This window comes from Arthrobacter pityocampae (genome assembly GCF_002927275.1).
Classification (GTDB): Bacteria; Actinomycetota; Actinomycetes; order Actinomycetales; family Micrococcaceae; genus Arthrobacter_D; species Arthrobacter_D pityocampae.
This window is the reverse complement of record NZ_PRKW01000003.1, coordinates 391,310-412,072: the sequence shown is the minus strand read 5'-3', so window position 1 is coordinate 412,072 and position 20,763 is coordinate 391,310. Positions and strand designations below refer to the sequence as shown.

The 20,763-nt window shown below is 70.9% G+C and carries 17 protein-coding genes, 1 tRNA gene and 1 pseudogene; 14 read left to right on the top strand and 5 right to left on the bottom strand.

All coding sequences use genetic code 11. From position 1 onward, the window contains the following. The first annotated feature begins 35 nt into the window (after window positions 1-35). The 14 genes and pseudogenes from C4K88_RS08275 (at window position 36) to C4K88_RS08210 (ending at window position 15,335) form a co-directional block, all read left to right on the top strand. On the top strand, window positions 36-1,337 hold the full coding sequence (locus C4K88_RS08275; protein ID WP_104121306.1) for an ABC transporter permease: 1,302 nt from the start codon (window positions 36-38) through the stop codon (window positions 1,335-1,337). After that, entirely contained in the window at window positions 1,334-2,620 is a 1,287-nt protein-coding gene (locus tag C4K88_RS08270) for an ABC transporter permease (RefSeq protein ID WP_104121147.1), read from the top strand. Before C4K88_RS08275 ends, C4K88_RS08270 begins: the two co-directional genes overlap by 4 nt. An 11-nt stretch (window positions 2,621-2,631) precedes the next feature. Then, window positions 2,632-3,051 carry a cytidine deaminase gene (locus C4K88_RS08265; RefSeq protein WP_104121146.1) on the top strand — a complete coding sequence of 140 codons (420 nt, stop codon included), beginning with the start codon at window positions 2,632-2,634 and terminating at the stop codon, window positions 3,049-3,051. 76 nt (window positions 3,052-3,127) lie between these two features. Continuing rightward, window positions 3,128-4,414: a thymidine phosphorylase gene (locus C4K88_RS08260; protein WP_104121145.1), complete on the top strand. Its 1,287-nt coding sequence runs from the start codon at window positions 3,128-3,130 to the stop codon at window positions 4,412-4,414. 83 nt (window positions 4,415-4,497) lie between these two features. Beyond that, on the top strand, window positions 4,498-5,655 hold the full coding sequence (locus C4K88_RS08255) for an adenosine deaminase (protein WP_104121144.1): 1,158 nt from the start codon (window positions 4,498-4,500) through the stop codon (window positions 5,653-5,655). An 8-nt stretch (window positions 5,656-5,663) separates the two neighbouring features. Continuing rightward, window positions 5,664-6,425: a MazG nucleotide pyrophosphohydrolase domain-containing protein gene (locus C4K88_RS08250; protein WP_241521781.1), complete on the top strand. Its 762-nt coding sequence runs from the start codon at window positions 5,664-5,666 to the stop codon at window positions 6,423-6,425. 215 nt (window positions 6,426-6,640) lie between these two features. Then, complete coding sequence (eno, locus tag C4K88_RS08245) at window positions 6,641-7,921, top strand: phosphopyruvate hydratase (protein ID WP_104121143.1); 1,281 nt, start codon at window positions 6,641-6,643, stop codon at window positions 7,919-7,921. A gap of 372 nt (window positions 7,922-8,293) precedes the next feature. Continuing rightward, the gene (locus C4K88_RS17125; protein WP_241521780.1) at window positions 8,294-8,857 is read left to right on the top strand and encodes an FtsB family cell division protein; all 564 of its coding nucleotides are present in this window, start codon (window positions 8,294-8,296) and stop codon (window positions 8,855-8,857) included. A 90-nt stretch (window positions 8,858-8,947) separates the two neighbouring features. After that, window positions 8,948-9,556, top strand: a pseudogene (locus C4K88_RS18240) (DUF501 domain-containing protein); the annotation flags it as partial. A 99-nt stretch (window positions 9,557-9,655) separates the two neighbouring features. Beyond that, window positions 9,656-10,600, top strand: a complete 945-nt coding sequence (locus C4K88_RS18235; RefSeq protein ID WP_438502339.1) for a Ppx/GppA phosphatase family protein — start codon at window positions 9,656-9,658, stop codon at window positions 10,598-10,600. Window positions 10,601-10,604: 4 nt separating this feature from the next. Further along, window positions 10,605-12,068 (top strand): S8 family serine peptidase, encoded by a 1,464-nt coding sequence (locus tag C4K88_RS08225; protein WP_104121141.1) that lies wholly within the window; start codon window positions 10,605-10,607, stop codon window positions 12,066-12,068. Window positions 12,069-12,102: 34 nt separating this feature from the next. Next, entirely contained in the window at window positions 12,103-13,536 is a 1,434-nt protein-coding gene (locus C4K88_RS08220; RefSeq protein WP_104121140.1) for an NAD(P)/FAD-dependent oxidoreductase, read from the top strand. Between the two features lie 126 nt (window positions 13,537-13,662). Next, window positions 13,663-13,735 (top strand) — tRNA-Leu (locus C4K88_RS08215). Window positions 13,736-13,937: 202 nt separating this feature from the next. After that, on the top strand, window positions 13,938-15,335 hold the full coding sequence (locus tag C4K88_RS08210; protein WP_104121139.1) for an ABC transporter substrate-binding protein: 1,398 nt from the start codon (window positions 13,938-13,940) through the stop codon (window positions 15,333-15,335). Window positions 15,336-15,458: 123 nt separating this feature from the next. Here the strand turns inward: C4K88_RS08210 and C4K88_RS08205 are convergent, their stop codons facing one another. From C4K88_RS08205 to C4K88_RS08185, 5 genes are all read right to left on the bottom strand, one after another. Then, window positions 15,459-16,169, bottom strand: a complete 711-nt coding sequence (locus C4K88_RS08205) for a hypothetical protein (protein ID WP_104121138.1) — start codon at window positions 16,167-16,169, stop codon at window positions 15,459-15,461. 156 nt (window positions 16,170-16,325) lie between these two features. Then, window positions 16,326-17,066 (bottom strand): ABC transporter ATP-binding protein, encoded by a 741-nt coding sequence (locus C4K88_RS08200; protein WP_104121137.1) that lies wholly within the window; start codon window positions 17,064-17,066, stop codon window positions 16,326-16,328. Then, window positions 17,066-18,052 carry an ABC transporter ATP-binding protein gene (locus C4K88_RS08195; protein WP_104121303.1) on the bottom strand — a complete coding sequence of 329 codons (987 nt, stop codon included), beginning with the start codon at window positions 18,050-18,052 and terminating at the stop codon, window positions 17,066-17,068. Before C4K88_RS08195 ends, C4K88_RS08200 begins: the two co-directional genes overlap by 1 nt. A 158-nt stretch (window positions 18,053-18,210) precedes the next feature. Next, a complete protein-coding gene (locus C4K88_RS08190; RefSeq protein WP_104121136.1) occupies window positions 18,211-19,191 on the bottom strand; it encodes a branched-chain amino acid ABC transporter permease in 981 nt (326 codons plus the stop codon). Between the two features lie 8 nt (window positions 19,192-19,199). Next, entirely contained in the window at window positions 19,200-20,480 is a 1,281-nt protein-coding gene (locus C4K88_RS08185) for a branched-chain amino acid ABC transporter permease (RefSeq protein ID WP_104121302.1), read from the bottom strand. Window positions 20,481-20,763 lie beyond the last annotated feature (283 nt).

The following is a 20,763-nucleotide window of genomic DNA, read 5'->3' as shown; positions in this document are numbered from 1 at the left end:
GCCGGGCGGCCAAGGAGGCCGCCCGCGAGGACGAGATGCGGCTCGAGAACGCCGTCGACACGGCCGGCGGCGAAATGCCCCCGCCGGTCGTGCCCCCCACCGCAGCCGATCTCGCCGGCAGCCCCGCACCGGAGTCGACGCTTTTGCAGCGCGTGATGACCGGGAACGCGCTCGTCGCCTTCCTGTCCGTGGTCCTCTCCCTGATCCTCGGCGGCCTGCTCATCGCCGTCACCGACGAGAACGTGTCGCGGGCGTCGACGTACTTCTTCAGCCGGCCCCAGGACACGCTGGCGGCGGCCTGGACGGCGGCGTCGGGCGCGTACATCGCGCTCTTCCAGGGCTCGGTGTTCAACTTCCAGGGTGAGACCTTCGCCCGAATGATCTACCCGCTGACCCAGACGCTGACGGTGGCCACGCCGCTCATCTGTGCGGGCCTCGGCGTCGCACTCGCGTTCCGCGCCGGCCTGTTCAACATCGGCGCGCAGGGCCAGATCCTCATCGGCGCCACCTTCGCCGGCTGGGTCGGCTTCACCCTCGACCTCCCGGTCGGCGTCCACCTGCTCCTGGTGGTGCTCGCCGGCATGATCGGCGGGGCCATCTGGGCAGGGATCGTCGGCGTCCTCAAGGCCCGCACCGGTGCCCACGAGGTCATCCTGACCATCATGTTCAACTACATCGCCATCAACTTCGTCCTCTACCTACTGAGCACCCCGGCGTTCCAGCGGCCGGGGTCGACGAACCCGATCAGCCCGCAGCTCGACGCCACAGCGCTCTACCCGCCGCTGCTCGGCTCCGGATTCCGCCTGCACTGGGGCTTCGTCGTCGCCGTGCTGGCCACCGTGTTCGTGGCCTGGCTGCTCAACCGCTCGACGGTCGGCTTCGAGCTGCGCGCCATCGGCGCCAACGCGAGTGCCGCCCGCACCGCAGGCATCAACGTGAGCAAGGGCTACATCCTGGCGATGGCCATCGCCGGCGCCCTCGCCGGACTCGCCGGCGTCGCGCAGGTGTCCGGCACCGAGAAGGTGCTCACCTCGGGCGTCGCGGCGAGCTTCGGCTTCGACGCGATCACCGTCGCCCTGCTCGGGCGGTCCACCCCGTGGGGCACCTTCGCGGCCGGCATCCTGTTCGGTGCGTTCCGCGCCGGCGGGGTGACCATGCAGGCCTCCACCGGCACCAGCATCGACATAGTCCTCGTGGTGCAGTCCCTCATCGTCCTCTTCATCGCAGCGCCGCCGCTCGTCCGCGCGCTGTTCCGCCTCCCCGCACCCGGTGCTCCCCGCGCCGGCAAGGGCGGTTCCACGACCCGCACGCCAGCCTCGACCGGAGCAGCAGCATGAGCACAGCAACCACCGAAGCACCCGCCCGCGGTACCCGCGACGCCGGCGTGCGCAGCTGGAAGACACCGATCATCCTCGCCGTCGTCGCGCTCTTCTCCCTCCTGGTCTTCGCGATCGGCGCACCGGCCAACGACGTCACGTTCCGCCTCTCGGACGACCGCGACGCGATCGTCCTGCCCGCCATCGTGGTCTCGGCGCCCGTCATCGGCTGGATCACGGCCCTCGGGATGATCGCCCTCACCGTCGTCGCCTTCCTGCGGACACGCTCCGGCCGGAAGATCCCCACCGGGGTGCCGGCCGTGTTCGCCGTCCTGTTCCTCATCGCCTTCCTGACCTGGGTGGTGGGCAGCGCCCGCACCCCGAACGTGGCCCTCTACGGTCTCCTCGCCGGGTCGGTGGCCCTGGCCGTCCCGCTGATCTTCGGATCGCTCTCGGGCATCCTGTGCGAGCGCTCCGGCGTCGTCAACATCGCGATCGAGGGGCAGCTGCTGTTCGGCGCGTTCGCTGCCGCGGTCGCCGCGTCGCTGTCCGGCAGCCCCTACGTCGGGCTCGTCGCGGCGGCCGTCGCCGGCGTCCTCGTCTCGCTCGTCCTCGCCGTCTTCAGCATCCGGTACGTCGTCAACCAGGTCATCGTCGGCGTCGTACTCAACGTGCTCGTCTCCGGGCTCACCGGATTCCTGTTCTCCGCCGTCCTCAGCGAGGACCCGGAGCGCTGGAACTCGCCGCCGAACCTGCCCGTCATCCAGATCCCGCTGCTCTCGGAGATCCCCGTGATCGGGCCGATCCTCTTCGAGCAGACCATCGTCGGCTACCTCATGTACGTGGCGGTCGCCGTCATCTACGTGGCGCTCTTCCGCTCCCGCTGGGGCCTGCGGACCCGTGCCGTCGGGGAGCACCCCAAGGCCGCCGACACCCTGGGCGTCAACGTCAACCGGATGCGCTTCACGAACGTCCTGCTCGCCGGCGTCGTCGCGGGCATCGGCGGGTCCTTCTTCACGCTCGTCGCCGTCTCGGGCTTCGGCCGGGACATGACGGCGGGCGCCGGCTACATCGCCCTCGCGGCGATGATCTTCGGCCGGTGGAACCCGATCGGCGCGTTCTTCGCGGCGCTGCTCTTCGGGTTCGCCACGAACCTGTCCAACGTCCTCAGCCTGCTCGGCACCCCGGTGCCGGACCAGTTCCTGCGCATGCTGCCCTACGTGGTGACGGTCTTCGCCGTCGCGGGCCTCGTGGGACGCTCACGGGCGCCGGGAGCCAGCGGCATCCCGTACATCAAGGGCTAGGAGCACCCGCCATGACCGACACCGAGACCGGCACCGGCACCCCGGCCGGGATCCCCTGGGACACCCTCACCGCCACGGCGACGGAGGCGATGCGGCGCGCCTACGTGCCCTACTCGAAGTTCCCCGTCGGAGCGGCGGCTCTCCTCGACGACGGCCGGATCATCTCCGGCTGCAACGTGGAGAACGCCTCCTACGGGCTGACGCTGTGTGCCGAGTGCGCACTCGTCAGCGCGCTCGCCATGAGCGGCGGCGGGCGCATCCGGGCCTTCAGCTGCGTGGACGGCGAGGGCAACACCCTCATGCCGTGCGGGCGCTGCCGCCAGCTGCTCTACGAGTTCCGGGCCCCCGACATGGTGCTCCTGACCGTCAGCGGCATCCGCACCATGGACGAGGTCCTCCCGGACGCCTTCGGGCCCCAGCACCTCGCCTGAGCCCCTCGCCCGAGCACCCCTCCCGAGCACCCCGACAGACACCCCCCGCCCCGCCGAACAGATCCGAGGATCCTCCATGACCGAAGCCTTCGACGCCGTCGACATCATCCGCATCAAGCGCGACCACGGCACCCTCTCACCCGAGCAGATCGACTGGACCATCGACGCCTACACGCGCGGCGCCATCGCCGACGAGCAGATGGCCGCCCTCAACATGGCGATCCTCCTCAACGGCATGGACCGCGCCGAGATCTCCCGCTGGACGGCCGCGATGATCGCCTCGGGGGAGCGCATGGACTTCTCCTCCCTGGGCCGCCCGACGAGCGACAAGCACTCCACCGGCGGCGTGGGCGACAAGATCACCCTCCCCCTGGCGCCCCTGGTCGCCGTCTTCGGCGTCGCCGTGCCGCAGCTGTCCGGCCGGGGCCTCGGCCACACCGGCGGCACCCTCGACAAGCTCGAGTCCATCCCCGGCTGGCAGGCGTACCTCAGCAACGAGGACATGCTGCGCCAGCTCGCCGAGGTGGGGGCGGTCATCTGCGCCGCCGGTACGGGCCTGGCCCCCGCGGACAAGAAGCTGTACGCGCTGCGCGACGTCACCGGCACCGTCGAGGCGATCCCCCTCATCGCGTCCTCGATCATGAGCAAGAAGATCGCGGAGGGCACCGGCTCGCTCGTCCTCGACGTCAAGGTGGGCAGCGGTGCGTTCATGAAGGACGAGGCCCGTGCCCGCGAGCTGGCCGAGACCATGGTGGCGCTCGGCAAGGACGCCGGCGTGAACACCGTGGCGCTCCTCACCGACATGAACACGCCGCTCGGGCTCACCGCCGGCAACGCCATCGAGGTCGAGGAGTCCGTCGAGGTCCTCGCCGGCGGCGGCCCGTCCGACGTCGTCGAGCTCACCGTGCGCCTCGCCGAGGAGATGCTCGCCTGCGCCGGCGTGCGCGACGCCGATCCCGCCGCCGCGCTCAGGGACGGCCGCGCCATGGACGTGTGGAACAGGATGATCGAGGCGCAGGGCGGCAACCCCCGCGCGGCCCTGCCGGTGGCGAAGGAGTCCGAGGTGATCCTCGCCCCGGCCGACGGCGTCCTCGTGGGCCTGGACGCGCTCGCCGTCGGCGTCGCCGCGTGGCGCCTCGGTGCGGGCCGCGCCCGCAAGGAGGACCAGGTCCAGGCGGGCGCCGGTGTGCGGATGCACGCGAAGCCCGGGGCCACGGTGCGTGCGGGGGAGCCGCTGATGACGCTGCTCACCGACACCCCCGACCGCTTCGAGCGTGCGCGCGAGGCGCTGGCGGAGGCCGTCGTCATCGCGCCCGAGGAATCGCGTCCGGCGCAGCAGCTCATCATCGACCGCATCGCCTAGCCCGGTGCAGACTGCAGCGGTGCACCGGTACATCGCTGCAGTCCGCAGGTGTGCGCCGGGGCGCATCGCGTAGGCTGGGCAGCGTGACCCAGACCCAGAACGACGCCGTCCCCGACGCTGCCATCGACATCCACACCCTCCCCAAGGTCTCCCTCCACGACCACCTCGACGGCGGGCTGCGGCCGGCCACGATCCTCGAGCTCGCCGCCGCGATCGGCCACGAGCTCCCGGCGTCCGACGCCGAAGCGCTCGGCGCCTGGTTCCGCGAATCCGCGGACTCGGGGTCCCTCGAGCGATACCTCGAGACGTTCGACCACACGATCGCCGTCATGCAGACGCGGGACGGGCTCATCCGGGTGGCGCGGGAGTTCGTCGAGGACCTCGCGCTCGACGGTGTGGTGTACGGCGAGGTCCGCTGGGCCCCCGAGCAGCACACGCAGCAGGGCCTCAGCCTCGACGAGGCCGTCGAGGCCGTGCAGGAAGGGCTCGAGGCGGGCGCCGCCGCAGCGATCGCCGCCGGCCGCGTCATCCAGGTCGGCCAGCTGATCACCGCGATGCGGCACGCCGACCGCGGCCAGGAGATCGCCGAGCTCGCCCTCCGCCACCGCGACCGCGGCGCCGTCGGCTTCGACATCGCCGGCGCGGAGAACGGCTTCCCGGCCTCCCGCTTCACCGACGCCTTCACCTTCCTCGCCTCCGAGCAGTTCCCCGTGACCGTCCACGCGGGGGAGGCAGCGGGCCTGGACAGCATCCGGGACGCGCTGGTCGCGGGCCGTGCCCTGCGCCTCGGCCACGGCGTCCGGATCGCCGAGGACATCGAGATCGAGGAGTCCGCGGACGAGCAGGCCGCCGACGGCCAGGAGATCGGCATCGCGAACCTCGGCCTGCTGGCGTCGTGGGTCCGTGACCGGGGGATCGCGCTCGAGCTGTGCCCGTCGTCGAACCTGCAGACCGGGGCCATCGAGGCCTTCGGCGAGACCATCGACGCGCACCCCTTCGACCTGCTCTACCAGCTGGGCTTCAAGGTCACCGTCAACACCGACAACCGCCTCATGAGCGGTGTCACCCTGACCGGCGAGTTCGAGCTGCTCGTCGATACCTTCGGCTACGACCTCGGCGACCTCCTCGAGCTGACCCTGAACGCCGTCGACGCCGCGTTCCTGCCGCTCGAGGACCGCGAGGCCCTGGCCGAGTACGTGGCGCAGCGGTTCGACTACGCCGCCGGGCTGGCCTCCGCCTGAGCCGCCCTGTGACGGACGCGGGGGGTGCCTCCGACGCCGTGCCCGGGAACCTCCCGGGCGCGGCGGTGGAGCGCCTCGTGGAGGTGGTCGGCCTGCTGCGCCGCCACTGCCCGTGGACGGCCGCGCTGGATCACGCCGCGCTGCTCGAGTACCTCGTGGAGGAGACGTACGAGCTCTACGAGGCGGTCGACGACGTGGCCCGCACCCCGACACCGGCCCCGGAGCTCGTCGACGAGCTCCGGGGCGAGCTCGGGGACGTCCTGTTCCAGGTGGTCCTCCACGCCCAGCTCCGGGCCGAGGCCGGGTCCTTCGGCTTCGCCGAGGTGGCGGGGGGCCTCACCGACAAGCTGGTCCGCCGGAACCCGCACGTGTTCGCGGCGGACGGGAGCCTCCGCAGCGCGACGCCCGCGGCCGGGGGCGCTCCGTGGCCGACGTCGGTGGAGGGGATCCTCGCGACCTGGCAGGCCGTGAAGGCGCGGGAACGGCCCGGGCGGACCTCGCCGTTCGACGGCATCCCGCACCACCTGCCCGCCCTGGCCTTTGCCGCGAAGACCCTCGGGCGCGCGGGGGAGGGCGGCGCGGGAGAGGGCAGCATCGGGGAGGGCGGCGCGGGGAAGGACCGGCAGGAGCCGGCGACGCGGAGCGAGGCCGACCTCGGCCGGGAGCTGCTCGCCCTCGTCCGCCGGGCGCACGATGCCGGACTCGACCCGGAGCGGGCCCTGCGCCGGGCGGTGCTGGACTACCAGCGGGACGCCCTCGACGGTGCATGAGTCGGTGCATGAGACGGTGCATGAAATGGTGCATGAGGCGGCGCAGGAGGTCCGGAGCATGTACCGGGTCCCGCGCGCCGGCCGGCGTCACAACCCGGTGCCCCACGGTACCGGCGGGACGCACGTGAACTAGGCTGGGGGCAACACCTCCGTTGCCCTGACAAAGACGTCCAACAGGATGTGATCCCTACACTCCAACGAAGAGGAGCTATTCCATGGCCATCATCGATGCCATCCACGCGAGGGAGATCCTCGACTCCCGCGGAAACCCCACGGTCGAGGTCGAGGTCCTGCTCGACGACGACACCTTCGGCCGCGCGGCCGTCCCCTCCGGTGCCTCCACCGGTGCCTTCGAGGCGAACGAGCGCCGTGACGGCGAGAAGGACCGCTACCTCGGGAAGGGCGTCCTGCAGGCCGTCGAAGCCGTGATCGAGCAGATCCAGCCGGCCCTCCTCGGCTTCGACGCCGCCGACCAGCGTGCGATCGACCAGGCGATGATCGACCTGGACGGCACCGAGAACAAGTCCAACCTGGGCGCCAACGCGATGCTCGGCGTCTCCCTGGCCATCGCCCGCGCCGCCGCCGAGTCCTCCACCCTCCCGCTGTACCGCTACCTCGGCGGTCCGAACGCGCACGTGCTGCCCGTTCCCCTGATGAACATCCTCAACGGCGGGTCCCACGCGGACTCCGACGTCGACATCCAGGAGTTCATGATCGTGCCGCTCGGCGCGCAGACCTACTCCGAGGGCCTCCGCTGGGGCGTCGAGGTGTACCACGAGCTGAAGTCCGTGCTGAAGGAGAAGGGCCTGGCCACGGGCCTCGGCGACGAGGGCGGCTTCGCCCCGAACCTGCCGTCCAACCGCGACGCCCTGGACCTCATCACCACCGCGATCGAGCGCGCCGGCTACACGCCCGGCACCGACATCGCGTTCGCGCTCGACGTCGCCGCCTCCGAGTTCTACCAGGACGGCACCTACCAGTTCGAGGGCAAGTCCCTCAGCACCGAGGAGATGAGCGCCTACTACGTGGAGCTCGTCCGCGACTACCCGCTCGTCTCCATCGAGGACCCCCTCGACGAGGACGACTGGGAGGGCTGGAAGCACCTGACCGACGCCATCGGCGACAAGGTGCAGATCGTCGGCGACGACCTCTTCGTCACGAACCCCACACGCCTGGCGAAGGGGATCTCCACCGGGACGGCGAACTCGCTGCTGGTCAAGGTCAACCAGATCGGCACCCTGACCGAGACGCTCGACGCCATCTCGATGGCCCAGCGCGCCGGCTACACGACGATCACCTCGCACCGTTCCGGCGAAACCGAGGACACCACGATCGCGGACATCTGCGTGGCCACGAACGCCGGGCAGATCAAGACCGGTGCCCCCGCCCGGAGCGAGCGCGTCGCGAAGTACAACCAGCTGCTGCGCATCGAGGAGGAGCTCGACGACGCCGCACGCTACGCCGGTCGGAGCGCTTTCCCGCGATTCACGGCATAGTTGATCGGCAGTTGATCCAGAGGGCGGTTACCCTCGTTAGACGGGTCCCGTGAGGGACCCCCGCGACCACACGCGAAAGCATCGACGAGGAGCTCCATGACCGTCCGCCGCCCCAACGTGCCGCGAGCCGGCCGCCCGACGCCTCCGGCGGAGGAACGGCCGGCTCCCCGGCCGTCCAGGGGCCAGCCCCCTGCCCACGGTTCCCGGGTCGCCGGGCCGTCCACCCAGCCCGGTTCCGCTGCGGGACCCCGGGGTCCAGGGCACGCTGCGGCGTCCCGGACCGCCGGGGCTCCGCCGCGGAAGCAGGCCGCGCCGCGTGCGACGGGTCCGTCGGCGACGAAGGATCCGCGCACGGCACCGGCCTCCGGTGCCGTGCGCGCAGGCGCGGGGCCGGCCAGGACGACCCCGGGGCGGCCGGCCACCGCCGGAGCCCCGACGGCGTCGGCGTCCGCGGCCCGGGCTGCGGAACGCTCGCAGCTGGCCGGCAGCATCCGGCGCGGACGGCTCGGGTCCAAGCGGGCCGAGTCGGCCATCGAGCCGGCCGAGGAAGCCACGCCCATCCCGGCGAAGGCCTTCTCGGGCCGCTTGCTGGCGCTCGCCGTCGTGCTCGTCGCGGTGATCGTCCTGCTGGCGCCGTCCGTGACCCGCTACCTGCAGCAGCAGACCGAGCTCGACGCCCTCCGGGCGGACATCGCCCGGCAGCAGCAGCAACAGGCCGACTACACCTCCGAGCTCGCCCGCTGGGACGATCCCGCCTTCGTGAAGCAGCAGGCCCGCGAGCGGATCTTCCTCGTGATGCCCGGGGAGACCCGCTACCTCGTCAAGGGCGGCGACGGCATCGAGGAGAGCACGGGGGAGGGATCGGCCGCCGAGCCCACCGACCTGCCCTGGGTGGACTCCCTGTGGAGTTCGGTCGCCCGCGCGGCGACCGACTGATCGGACGGGGCCCGCGTCAGCGGTGGGGCCCCGCCGGACCGGGTGCCGCGCCGGACCGCCCGCCCGCCGCGTACCCAAGGAAGGAACACCGTGACCCAGCACGACCAGCACAACGCCCTCGAGGACCGCCGCGCGACGGATCGCAGGACCCCCAGCGCGCACGACCTCGACGTCCTCAGCCGCCAGCTGGGACGGCCGGTCCGCGACGTCGTCGAGATCGGCGCCCGGTGCGTCTGCGGGAACCCGCTCGTCGCCACCACGGCCCCGCGGCTGTCCAACGGCATCCCGTTCCCCACCACCTACTACCTCACGCACCCCGTCCTCACCGCGGCGGTGTCCCGCCTCGAGGCCGACGGCGTGATGACCGCGATGAGCGACCGCCTCACCACCGACCCCGAGCTCGCGGGCCGCTACCGTGCGGCGCACCTCGCCTACCTGGCCGCGCGCGAAGCCGTCGGCGAGCGCGCCGGCACCGGCCCCGTCCCCGAGATCGACGGCGTCTCCGCCGGCGGGATGCCGACGCGCGTCAAGTGCCTGCACGTCCTGGTGGGCCATGCCCTCGCCGCCGGCCCCGGCGTGAACCCCCTCGGCGACGAAGCGATCGGCGGCATCGCCCCGTGGTGGACGCCGGACACCTGCTCCTGCGCGGGAGCATGGGACACCACGGGCCAGGCGCCCGACGCCGACCTCAGCCGACACACCCGGACCCAGGGACTCAGCTCCGAGGAGCTCGATGCGAAGCGGGCGGCACGCCGACGCGGTACCGACACGCCCACCGCACGCCAGCAAGGAGAGACCATGCGCACCGCTGCCATCGACTGCGGCACGAACTCCATCCGCCTGCTCATCGCCGACATCCGGGACGGCGTCCTCACCGACGTCGTGCGCCTCATGCGGGTGGTGCGTCTCGGGGAGGGCGTCGACGCGACCGGGCGCCTGTCCGAGGCCGCCCTCGAGCGCACCTTCGCCGCGGCCGAGGAGTACGCGGCGCTGATCGCGGAGCACGGGAACCCGCCGGTGCGCTTCGTGGCGACCTCGGCCTCGCGGGACGCCGAGAACCGGCAGGACTTCGTGGACGGCATCAGGGCGCGCCTCGGCGTCGAGCCCGAGGTCATCTCCGGGGACGAGGAGGCCCGGCTCTCCTTCGACGGCGCCGTCAGCGTCCTGGCGACCGACGCGCACGAGACCGTCCTCGTGGTGGACCTCGGTGGCGGCAGCACCGAGTTCGTGGCGGGCACGGCGGACGGCCTGATCGGTGCGCTGAGCACGGACATGGGCTGCGTGCGCTTCACCGAGCGGTTCCTCCGGGACAACCCGCCGACCGCGGACCAGATCACGGCGATGGAGGCCGAGGTCCGGCACCACATCGACCGGGCAGCAGCCGCGGTGCCGCTGGACCGGGTCACGAAGATCGTCGGCGTGGCCGGGACCGTGACCACGGTGACCGCGCACGCCCTCGACCTGCCCGCCTACGAGCCGGACCGCATCCACGGCGCCGAACTGCCCATCCCCACGATCTCCGCCGCGGCGACGGACCTCCTCCACCGCCCGCGGGAGGCGCGCGCCGCGCTGCCCTACATGCACCCCGGCCGGGTGGACGTCATCGGCGCCGGTGCCCTGATCTGGAAGACGATCCTCGAACGCGTGGCGGTCCTGACCGGCGGGCGGGTCACCACCGCCATCACGAGCGAGCACGACATCCTCGACGGGATCGCGCTGAGCGTCGCCCGGCAGGGCTCCTGAGCCGATGCGCACGCCACGCCGCGCGGTCGTCAGGACGGGGACGGCCGCCGTCGTCGCCCTCACCGTCCTGCTGCAGGCGGCGCTGCCCGCCGCCGCCGACCAGGTCCGCGGCAAGGAGTACTGGCTCGAGGACTACGGCATCGCCGAGGCGTGGGAGAGCACGCAGGGTGAGGGCGTCACGGTCGCCGTGATCGACAGCGGCGTGGACGCGTCCCACCCGGACCTGGCCGGGGCCGTCGTCGGCGGGACGGACGCCTCGGGCGCCGGGGATCCGGGAGGGCTGCGCGGGATCGGCGAGGTCCCGAGCCACGGGACGCTCGTCAGCACGCTCCTGGCCGGCCGGGGACACACCGACGCCCAGGCGCCGGCCGCCCCCGACCCCGCGCCCACCGGGGGAAGCACCGCCGAGCCGACGCCTCCGGCGGAGACGGCGCCGTACGCGCAGTACGGGGAGGGCCCGGACGGCATCGTCGGCGTGGCACCGCAGGCGGATCTCCTCGCGGTGTCCGTCTGGATCGAGGGACCGAACGGTGGCCCGAACCCGGCGGGCATCTCCGTGGACGAGCAGGTGCCCGATGCGGTCCGCTGGGCCGTGGACAACGGCGCGGACGTCATCAACATGTCCCTCGGCAGCACCAGCACGGCGTGGCCCGAGAGCTGGGACGAGGCGTTCCTCCACGCCGAACAGAACGACGTCGTGATCGTCGCCGCCGCCGGCAACCGGGCCGGCGGACTGACGCAGGTCGGGGCGCCCGCCACGATCCCCGGCGTCCTCGCCGTCGCAGGCCTGGACCGGGCCGGCCAGGCCAGCGACGAGGCGTCCAGCGAAGGCATCAGCATCGCGGTCGCGGCGCCCTCGGAGAACCTCGTGGGAGGACTCCCCGGCGGGTTCTACGCCGAGTGGTCCGGGACGTCCGGCGCGGCGCCGCTGGTCTCCGGGGTGGCGGCCCTGATCCGGTCGCGCTACCCCGAACTCTCGGCCGCGGAGGTCGTCAACCGCATCGTCGGGACGGCGCGGGACGCCGGTGCGCCCGGCTTCGACACCCTCTACGGGTACGGGGTCCTGGATGTGGCCGCGGCCGTGGGCAGCGACATCTCCGTGCCGGAGGAGAACCGGCTGGGCAGCATGGCCGAGTGGATCGAGGTGTACCGGCGGGGCGGCCAGACCCCGGCGCCGGCGCCCGTACCCTCGGGCCCGCCGGAGCCGGAGGTGATCCCTGCCCCGCCCGCGCCGCAGGCACAGGACCCGCTCGTCTCGGTGCACAGCACCCCGGCCGTCGTGGTGCTCGGATTCGCGGGCCTCGCGTTCGCCGTGCTCGTCGGGGGAGCCCTGCACGTGGCCCGCGTCCGGCGGCGCCCCGCGGCAGCCGGGGATCAGGCTGCCGGAGAGCCCGCGGACGGGACCGGGGGGTCGGCGGGGGACAACGATCAACGGGGCGGAGGAGTTCCGGGACGCCCGCCGAGCTAGTGAAGATTTTCACAAACTCCGGTAGCATCGAGGGATGGCATCGAACCCACACTTCTCTGATCGCCCGCGCATCCTCGTCGTCGGTGGAGGCTACGTCGGCCTGTACGTGGCGCACAGGCTCCAGAAAAAGGTCAAGGACCACGGCGGCATCGTGACGCTCGTCGATCCCCTGCCCTACATGACGTACCAGTCGTTCCTCCCCGAGGTCGCCGCCGGGAGCATCGAGCCGCGCCACGCCATCGTCTCCCACCGCAAGCACCTGAAGAAGACCGAGCTCATCTCGGGCAAGGTCACCTCGATCGACCACGCGGGCCGCACCGCGACGATCGCCCCCTCCGGTGGCGGGGAGTCCTTCGAGCTCGGCTACACGGACGTCGTCGTCGCCGCGGGTTCCATCACGCGCACCTTCCCGATCGACGGCCTGAAGGACCAGGGCATCGGCCTGAAGACCATCGAGGAGGCCGTCGCCCTGCGCGACCGCATGCTCGAGCGCATCGAGACCGGCTCCGTCCTCCCCGAGGGCCCCGAGCGGGACCGCGCCCTCACCTTCGTCGTCGTCGGCGGCGGCTTCGCCGGCATCGAGACCATCACGGAGATGGAGGACGCCGCCCGCGACGCCGTGAAGACCAACCCGCGCCTCAGCCGCGGCGACCTGCGCTTCGTCCTGGTCGAGGCCATGGGTCGCATCATGCCCGAGGTCACGGCCGAGCAGGCCGAGTGGGTCGTCGAGCACCTCCGCTCGCGCCAGATCGAGGTCCTCCTGAACACCTCGCTCGCCAGCGCCGTCGACGGCTCCCTGAAGCTCATCAACATGCCGGACAAGACCCCGGCCGACGAGTTCGCGACCGACACCCTCATCTGGACCGCCGGGGTGCAGGCCAACCCCGTGGTCCGCTCCACGGACTTCCCCGTCGACGAGCGCGGCCGCGTCCGCGCCTCCGCGGAGCTGCGCATCACCGGCGACGACGGGCCCATCGAGCACGCCTGGACCGCGGGCGACGTCGCAGCCGTCCCCGACCTCACGGGTGGGGGAGTGGGAGGCTTCTGCGTTCCCAACGCCCAGCACGCCGTGCGCCAGGCCAAGCTGCTCGCCGCCAACATCCTCGCCGCGAACTACGGCGTGGATGAGGTCAAGGAATACCGCCACACCAACCTGGGCGCCGTCGCCGGCTTCGGCCAGTTCAAGGGCGTCGCGAACATCATGGGCTTCGGCATGAAGGGCTTCCCGGCCTGGCTCGCGCACCGCGGCTACCACGGCTTCGCCATGCCCATGTACGAGCGCAAGGCCCGCGTCATCGTCAACTGGAGCATGAGCTTCCTGTTCGGTCGGGATCTCGCCCCGCTCTCCGACCTGCAGACCCCGCAGCGCCAGTTCCGCGAAGCGGCCACCCCGCCGCCGAAGAAGGACACCGCCCTGCAGAGCAAGCCGCCCACGCCGGCAGGCCAGGCGGCGAAGGCCTCCGCCTGAGCATCCCCCCAGCACGCGTAGGACGACGGCGACCCGCCCCGGGTCGCCGTCGTTCTGCATTTCCCGCCCGGGATCCTTGCCGGGACAGGCCTAGGCCTGCCCGCGGTAGGCTGGAACGTCCGACCCGCCCCAGTAGCCCAATGGCAGAGGCAGCAGACTTAAAATCTGTTCAGTCAGGGTTCGAGTCCCTGCTGGGGCACTTCTCCCCGCGCCCGACCGGCAGAATGCTGATCAGTCCCCCTGTCAAGAGTCGGCTCTCCTGCTTGTGACGAGCGTTACAAGGATGTAACCGGATTCGCTTATCACGGACACGGATATGGATTAGCTTTTCCCATAGGCCAGGAACACCTGGCAATACGTGTCAAAGGCAGCTAGAGCCTTTCGGTCGAGGAGACTAATACATGACTGCAACACGCAACCACGCGCGTTTCGGCCTAGGGGAGAACGCCCCGCGTGCGGCGAAGATCGCTGCCCTGAGCCTGGGCGTCGCGCTCTTCGCGTCCGGCTGCGGTGGCGGCGGGACGACGGAGTCGGAAGGCGACAGCGGCAGCACGGAGACCACGGCGGCCGCCGGCGGATCCGCTCTGGCGTGCCCCGAGAGCGAGGGTGGGGCCGGCGAGGAGCAGGGCGAGAAGGGTGATCCTGCGGCCGTACCCGCCAGCAAGACCACGAGTCCCCAGCCGCTGAAGCTCGGCTCCATCCTGCCGACCACCGGGACGCTCGCGTTCCTCGGCCCGCCGGAGATCGCGGGCGTCAACCTCGCCGTGGAGGAGGTCAACGCGGCCGGCGGCGTGCTGGGCAAGGACATCTCGATCACGCACCGTGATTCCGGCGACACCACCACCGACATCGCGACGCAGTCCGTCACGGACCTCCTGTCCCAGGACGTCAGCGCCATCATCGGGGCCGCGTCCTCGGGCGTCTCCAAGACCGTCATCAACCAGATCACGGGCGCAGGCGTGGTGCAGTTCTCGCCCGCCAACACGTCCCCGGAATTCACGACCTGGGACGATCAGGGCCTGTACTTCCGCACCGCTCCCTCGGACGTGCTCCAGGGACGCACCCTCGGCAACTACATCATGGAGTGCGGTGCGCAGACCGTCGGCATGATCACCCTGAACGACTCCTACGGCACCGGCCTCCAGAGCAACATCCAGGAGGTCGTCGAGGGCGCGGGCGGGCAGATCGTGGGCAACGAGATGTTCAACACCGGCGACTCCCAGTTCTCGAGCCAGGTCGACGCCATCGCTGCGGCCAAGCCGGACGCGATCGTCCTGATCAGCTTCGACGAGGCCAAGAGCATCGTCCCGCTGCTGGTCGCCAAGGGCATCGACGCCTCCTCGATCTTCATGGTCGACGGCAACACCACCGACTACAGCAAGGACCTCGATCCGGGCACCCTCGAAGGAGCCCAGGGCACCATCCCCGGCCCCTTCACGGGAACCGGCTTCCAGGAAGCCCTGGCCACGGTGGATCCGAACCTGACGAGCTACGCCTACGCGGGTGAGAGCTACGACGCCGTGAACCTCATCGCGCTGGCCTCCGAAGCGGCGGGCAGTGTCGACGGCAAGGCGATCTCCGAGCAGCTCGCGGCAGTCTCGAAGGACGGCACCAAGTGCTTCGACTTCGCCGGCTGCGTCACGCTCCTGCGCGACGGCGAGGACATCGACTACGACGGCATCTCCGGTCCGGTCTCCTTCGACGAGAACGGTGATCCCACGGAGGCCGCCATCGGTATCTACAAGTACGACGCCGACAACAAGCCCCAGCCGAGCCGTTCCGAGGTCGGCAAGCTCTAGGGTTCGTCCGCTGTGCCACCCCGGTAGGTGACACAGGCAGTACCCACAAGGCCCCGGCCGCCCTCTTCAGAGGGCGCGACCGGGGCTTTGTGCTGCCCGGACCACACCGGCCGGCCCGAGGGATCAGCGCTCGCCCGGCTCCCGCCGGGAGAGCGCGTAGGAGGGCTCGCGGACGCGACGCGCCCACTCGTAGGTCCGGGCCCCCGCGAGGGGGTGGATGACGGCGTCGAAGCGGAGATCCCTCTCCTCCGCCTCCGGGCTCAGGGAGAGGGTGAGGGTGCCGAAGTGCTGCCAGGGCCCGACGGGCGTCGCGAAGTAGAGGCCGAGCTGCCAGGCGGAGGATCCGAGGGTGCGTTCGAGCGCACGGAGCGACGCAGGGAGCCCGGCGGGGGCGAGGGTGCGCGCACCGAGGAGGACGGGGCCGTCGTCGCCCCGGTACGGCATCATCGTGCTGAAGGGAGTCGGGGAGATCCGGAGACGCGGGACGAGGACGAAGCGGCCGGGGAGGGACCAGCCGGTCGAGGACAGCAGGAGGTCGGAGAACGTCGAGGGCCCGGATCCGTTGCCGGGGTGGTGGAACCGTGCCGCGAGTCCCACGACGTCCGGTAGCCCGTCCGGAAGACCTGCCGAACGGGAGACGCGGGCTGTCGCGGCGGACCGTCCCGGCTCGTCGACCCAGGCGATGCCGCTGCGGAGGCCGTGCTCGTGGACCACGACGGTCCCGTCGAGCCGGAGCCCGCGCGTGTGGATGGGGCGGTGTCGCCGGATCCGCTTGATCCCGCGGAAGAGGCCCTCGAAGCCCGCGCCGATCGCGCCGCTGATCCGCCCTGCCATGTGCCGCCCCCATCCGATGCCCTGCCCTGCTGTCCCGTCCCACGGTAACGGGGCACAACGCAAGAGAGGGCGGAACCAGTGCGGGTTCCGCCCTCCCTTGCTTTCGGCGTCCGGATCGTGCCCGGTAACCGGACGGGTCCGGCCCCGGGGCAGCGCTCAGGCGGTGTCGGCCAGGGTACCGAGGTACAGCTGGATGACCTTCGGGTCCTTCATCAGCTCGCGGCCGGTGCCCGTATAGGCGTCCCGGCCCTGATCCAGGACATAGGCGCGGTCGCAGATCTGCAGGCAGCGGCGCGCGTTCTGCTCCACCATGATCACCGAGACCCCGGCCCTGTTGATCTCGTGCACCCGGAGGAACGTCTCGTCCTGCTTCACGGGCGAGAGGCCGGCCGACGGCTCGTCCAGCAGCAGCACGGCGGGATCCATCATCAGGGCCCGGCCCATCGCGACCATCTGCCGTTCACCGCCGGAGAGCGACCCGGCCCGCTGCGCCCGCCGCTTCGCGAGTTCCGGGAAGAGACTCGCCACGAAGTCGAAGCGCTCCCTGAAGTCCTTCGGCCGCTGGTACATGCCCATCTGGAGGTTCTCCTCGATGGTCAGCGTGGAGAAGACGTTGTTGTTCTGCGGGACGAAGCCGACGCCCAGGCTGACGAGCTTGTTCGCCTTCAGGCCGGTGAGGTCCTCGCCGCGGACGATGACGGTGCCGGAGTGCACCTTCACGAGCCCGAACATCGCCTTCAGGAGCGTCGACTTGCCGGCCCCGTTGGGTCCGATGATCCCGATGAGCTCACCGCGGCGCGCCTCGATGCTGCACCCGTTCAGGATGTTCACGCCGGGGAGGTACCCCGCGACGAGATCGGTGACCTTGACGACGGAGTCGCCCGTGAATTCAGCCATTACTTCGTCTCCTCATCCTTGTGCGCGGGGTCCGCCGCACGCGGTTCGCCTCCGAGCTCGACGACACCGTGGCCGAGGACCCCCTCGTTCTCGGTCCCGATGACCGATTCCTCGTCGTGGGCCAGCTCCGCCTCGAGGCGCTCGATGCCCTCGGCAGCGCCGAGGTCCACGTCGTGGTGCGCGCCCAGGTAGGCGTCGATCACGGCCTGGTCCTTCATGACGACCGCGGGTGGCCCCTCCGCGACGACCTTCCCCTCGGCCATGACCACCACCCAGTCGGCGATGTGGCGGACCATCTGCATGTCGTGCTCGACGAACAGGACGGTCATCCCCTCCGCCTTGAGGTTCTTGATGTGTTCCAGGAGCGACTGCGTGAGCGCCGGGTTGACGCCGGCCATCGGCTCGTCCAGCATCACGAGCCGCGGCCGGACCATGAGGGCGCGCGCCATCTCGAGGAGCTTGCGCTGCCCGCCGGACAGCGACGCCGCGTAGTCGTCGCGCTTGGTGTCGAGCTTGAACTTCTCCAGCAGGACGTCGGCCTGCTTAGTGATCTCCCGTTCCCGCCCACCCCAGAGGCCCTTGAACAGGGCCCGGCCGAGGCTCTCACCGGGCTGGTCGGCTGCGCCGAGGCGCATGTTCTCCATGACGGTGAGCTTGCCCATGACCTTGGTGAGCTGGAAGGTGCGCACCATGCCCATCCTGGCCACCTTGTGCGAGGCGACCTTCGCGAGCGGCTTGCCGTCGAACTCCCAGTCGCCGCTGTTCGGGGTGTCGAACCCGGTGAGCAGGTTGAACAGTGTCGTCTTGCCGGCGCCGTTGGGGCCGATCAGGGCGGTGATCTTGTGCCGCGGGATCTCGAGGTGCTCGACGTCGACGGCGTTGATGCCGCCGAAGCTGCGGGTCACCTTCCGGGCGACGACGATGGGGTCGCGCTTGCTGCATCCCGGCTTCGTCTCACCGGAGGCGATGGGCGCGGTGTCCGTCATGTAGTCCTGGCCCGGCGGGGCGCCGCCGGCGGCCGAGCCGCCCTGGGCGACGTCGTCCGGGGTCCCCGCAGCGTGTGCGCCGGACGCGGCCGGAGCGACGTCGCCCGGGATGATCTCCGGGTCGCCGTCGTGGTGGTTGTTGTCGTCTCGGTTGCCGGTCATGCGAACGCCAACTCCTTCTTGTTACCCAGGACGCCCTGCGGCCTGAAGATCATGAGCAGCATCAGGGCCACACCCACGAGGATGTAGCGCAGCTGACCCGCCTGGGAGGCGGTCAGGAACGTGATGGTGCCGGTCTCGATCAGGCCGTACAGGATTCCCTGCGTCAGCGAGAGCACCACCCAGAAGATCATCGCGCCGACCACGGGCCCGAGGACCGTGGCCATGCCGCCGAGGAGGAGGCAGGTGTAGAGGAAGAACGTCAGCTCCGTGGCGTAGTTCGCCGGCTGGACGGCGCCGCGCGGCAGCGTGAAGATGATGCCCGCGATCGACCCGAGCACGCCGCCGATGATCAGGGCCTGCATCTTGTAGGCGTACACGTTCTTGCCCAGCGAACGGACGGCGTTCTCGTCCTCGCGGATGCCCTTCAGGACGCGGCCCCACGGGCTGCGGACGAGGAGCCAGACCAGGAGGCACGCGATGGTGACGACGCTCCAGGCGACGATGCGGATCCACAGGTCCCGCTCGTTCATGCCGAGTGGGCCGACGTTGTAGGTCCCCTGGGGGAAGGGGTTGAGGCCGAAGAACCCGCCCTCGAACGCCGCGAGCCCGTTGGCCGAGCCGGTGATGTCCGTGAGTCCGTTGGTGGTCACGATGTAGCGGATGATCTCCGCCGCGGCGATCGTCACGATCGCCAGGTAGTCCGCCCGCAGACGGAGGGTGGGTATGCCGAGGATGATCGCGAAGAGCACGGAGGCGACGACGGCCACGAGGACGGCCACCGGGAGCGGTGCGCCGAAGGACAGGGTCGAGATGGCGTAGCCGTATGCGCCGACGGCCATGAAGCCGGCCTGCCCGAAGTTCAGGAGACCCGAGTAGCCGAAGTGCACGGCGAGTCCGAGGGCGGCAAGGGCGTACGCCGCGGTGGTCGGGCTGATCATCTCGCCGAATGCGTTGATGAGGATGTTTCCGAAGTCCATGAAGAGCCCTAACCTATCCGCTCACTGCGGCCGAGGATGCCCTGTGGCCGGAAGAGGAGCACGAGAATCAGAATGAGCAGTGCCCCGACGTACTTGAGGTCCGCCTCCAGCCAGATGGTGGAGATCTCCACGAAGAGGCCGACGATGATGGAACCGACGAGGGCGCCGAAGACCGTGCCCAGGCCGCCGAGCGTGACGCCCGCGAAGACGAGCAGGAGGATCTGCTGGCCCATGTTGTAGGAGACACCGGGGCGGTAGTAGGCCCACAGGATGCCACCGAGGGCGGCGAGCATGCCGCCGACGACCCACACGATCCGGATCACGCGGTCCACGTCGATGCCCGACGCCGCGGCGAGGGCCGGGTTGTCCGCGACCGCGCGGGTGGCCTTGCCGATGCGCGTGCGCAGGAGCAGGAACGCGACCAGCAGGATGGTCACGAGGCTCACGATCAGGGAGGTCAGGTTGTTGCGGGAGATGGCCACGGAACCGAACTCGATGATCGCGCTCTGCGACCCCGGCAGCTGCTGCGTGGCCCCGCCGAAGAAGAACTGGATGGTGTAGCGCAGCGCGAGGGCGAGGCCGATGCTCACGATCATCATGGGGACGAGGCCGGTCCCGCGGTGACGGAGGGGCTTCCAGAGGCCGGCGTCCTGGACGTAGCCGAGGAGGCCGCCACCGATGACCCCCAACACGATCGCGACGCCGATCGGCAGCCCGAGGGTGGCCGAGAAGGCGAAGGCGAGGACTGCGCCCACGGTGACCATCTCGCCGTGGGCGAAGTTGGTGAGGCCCGTGGTGCCGAAGATCAGGGAGAGTCCGACGGCGCTCAGCGCCAGGAGGAGGCCGAAGCTGAAGCCCGCGAGGGCGCGCTCGGCGAGCGTGTCCAGGAAGGTCGCCTGCTGGGAGACGATGCCCTCGCCGAACAGGAAGAGGGTGGTGGCGCTCGAGGTGTTGGCGAAGGTCACCTGGCGGGGATTCTCCTGGCCCTCCGCGAGGGCGACCCCCTCGGGGAGCGTCCCCTCGTCGACCTCCACCTCGTAGGTGCCCTGCTCGGGGACGCCGATGCTCCAGGCGCCATTGGGGCCGGAGGTGGCTTCACCCTCGAAGCCGTTGCCCTTGGCGGTGACCGTCACACCGGCGATGGGCCCGTCGGCGCCGCGGAGGACGCCCCCGATCCGGTTCTCGAACTGCGGCGCCTGGGTGGCGGCGGGGAGCTGCGTCTGGTGCACCGCGGGGACGGACGACGGCAGGGACGCCTGCGCCGCGGGAGCGCCGAGCAGCACGAGCATCAGGAGGCCGAGCACCAGGAGCAGCGACCTCCTGATCCGTGCAGGCGTGGACAGGGTGATCAAGATGGGACCTCCACGGTGGGGGCAAGCCCGGCTGGCAACCACCGGGACCAAGGTATGTGACGATTGTCACGGACGTGTGGATCATGTTACTAGGGGCTTGTTTCCACTCATCGAAAAAGCCCCCACCGAAGATAGCGATTCGATAACGAAAGTTTCACCAAGGGCCCTTGGTATTGAAATTCCGGGACGGCGTGAGAACGCTCGCCTCCCGGGAACGAAC

Coding starts and splice junctions, on each gene's coding strand:
- C4K88_RS08275 (WP_104121306.1), top strand. CDS start 36: ATGCGGCTCGAGAACGCCGTCGACACGGCCGGCGGCGAAATGCCCCCG.
- C4K88_RS08270 (WP_104121147.1), top strand. CDS start 1,334: ATGAGCACAGCAACCACCGAAGCACCCGCCCGCGGTACCCGCGACGCC.
- C4K88_RS08265 (WP_104121146.1), top strand. CDS start 2,632: ATGACCGACACCGAGACCGGCACCGGCACCCCGGCCGGGATCCCCTGG.
- C4K88_RS08260 (WP_104121145.1), top strand. CDS start 3,128: ATGACCGAAGCCTTCGACGCCGTCGACATCATCCGCATCAAGCGCGAC.
- eno (WP_104121143.1), top strand. CDS start 6,641: ATGGCCATCATCGATGCCATCCACGCGAGGGAGATCCTCGACTCCCGC.
- C4K88_RS18235 (WP_438502339.1), top strand. CDS start 9,656: ATGCGCACCGCTGCCATCGACTGCGGCACGAACTCCATCCGCCTGCTC.
- C4K88_RS08225 (WP_104121141.1), top strand. CDS start 10,605: ATGCGCACGCCACGCCGCGCGGTCGTCAGGACGGGGACGGCCGCCGTC.
- C4K88_RS08220 (WP_104121140.1), top strand. CDS start 12,103: ATGGCATCGAACCCACACTTCTCTGATCGCCCGCGCATCCTCGTCGTC.
- C4K88_RS08210 (WP_104121139.1), top strand. CDS start 13,938: ATGACTGCAACACGCAACCACGCGCGTTTCGGCCTAGGGGAGAACGCC.
- C4K88_RS08205 (WP_104121138.1), bottom strand. CDS start 16,169: ATGGCAGGGCGGATCAGCGGCGCGATCGGCGCGGGCTTCGAGGGCCTC.
- C4K88_RS08200 (WP_104121137.1), bottom strand. CDS start 17,066: ATGGCTGAATTCACGGGCGACTCCGTCGTCAAGGTCACCGATCTCGTC.
- C4K88_RS08195 (WP_104121303.1), bottom strand. CDS start 18,052: ATGACGGACACCGCGCCCATCGCCTCCGGTGAGACGAAGCCGGGATGC.
- C4K88_RS08190 (WP_104121136.1), bottom strand. CDS start 19,191: ATGGACTTCGGAAACATCCTCATCAACGCATTCGGCGAGATGATCAGC.
- C4K88_RS08185 (WP_104121302.1), bottom strand. CDS start 20,480: ATGCTCGTGCTGCTCGGCGCTCCCGCGGCGCAGGCGTCCCTGCCGTCG.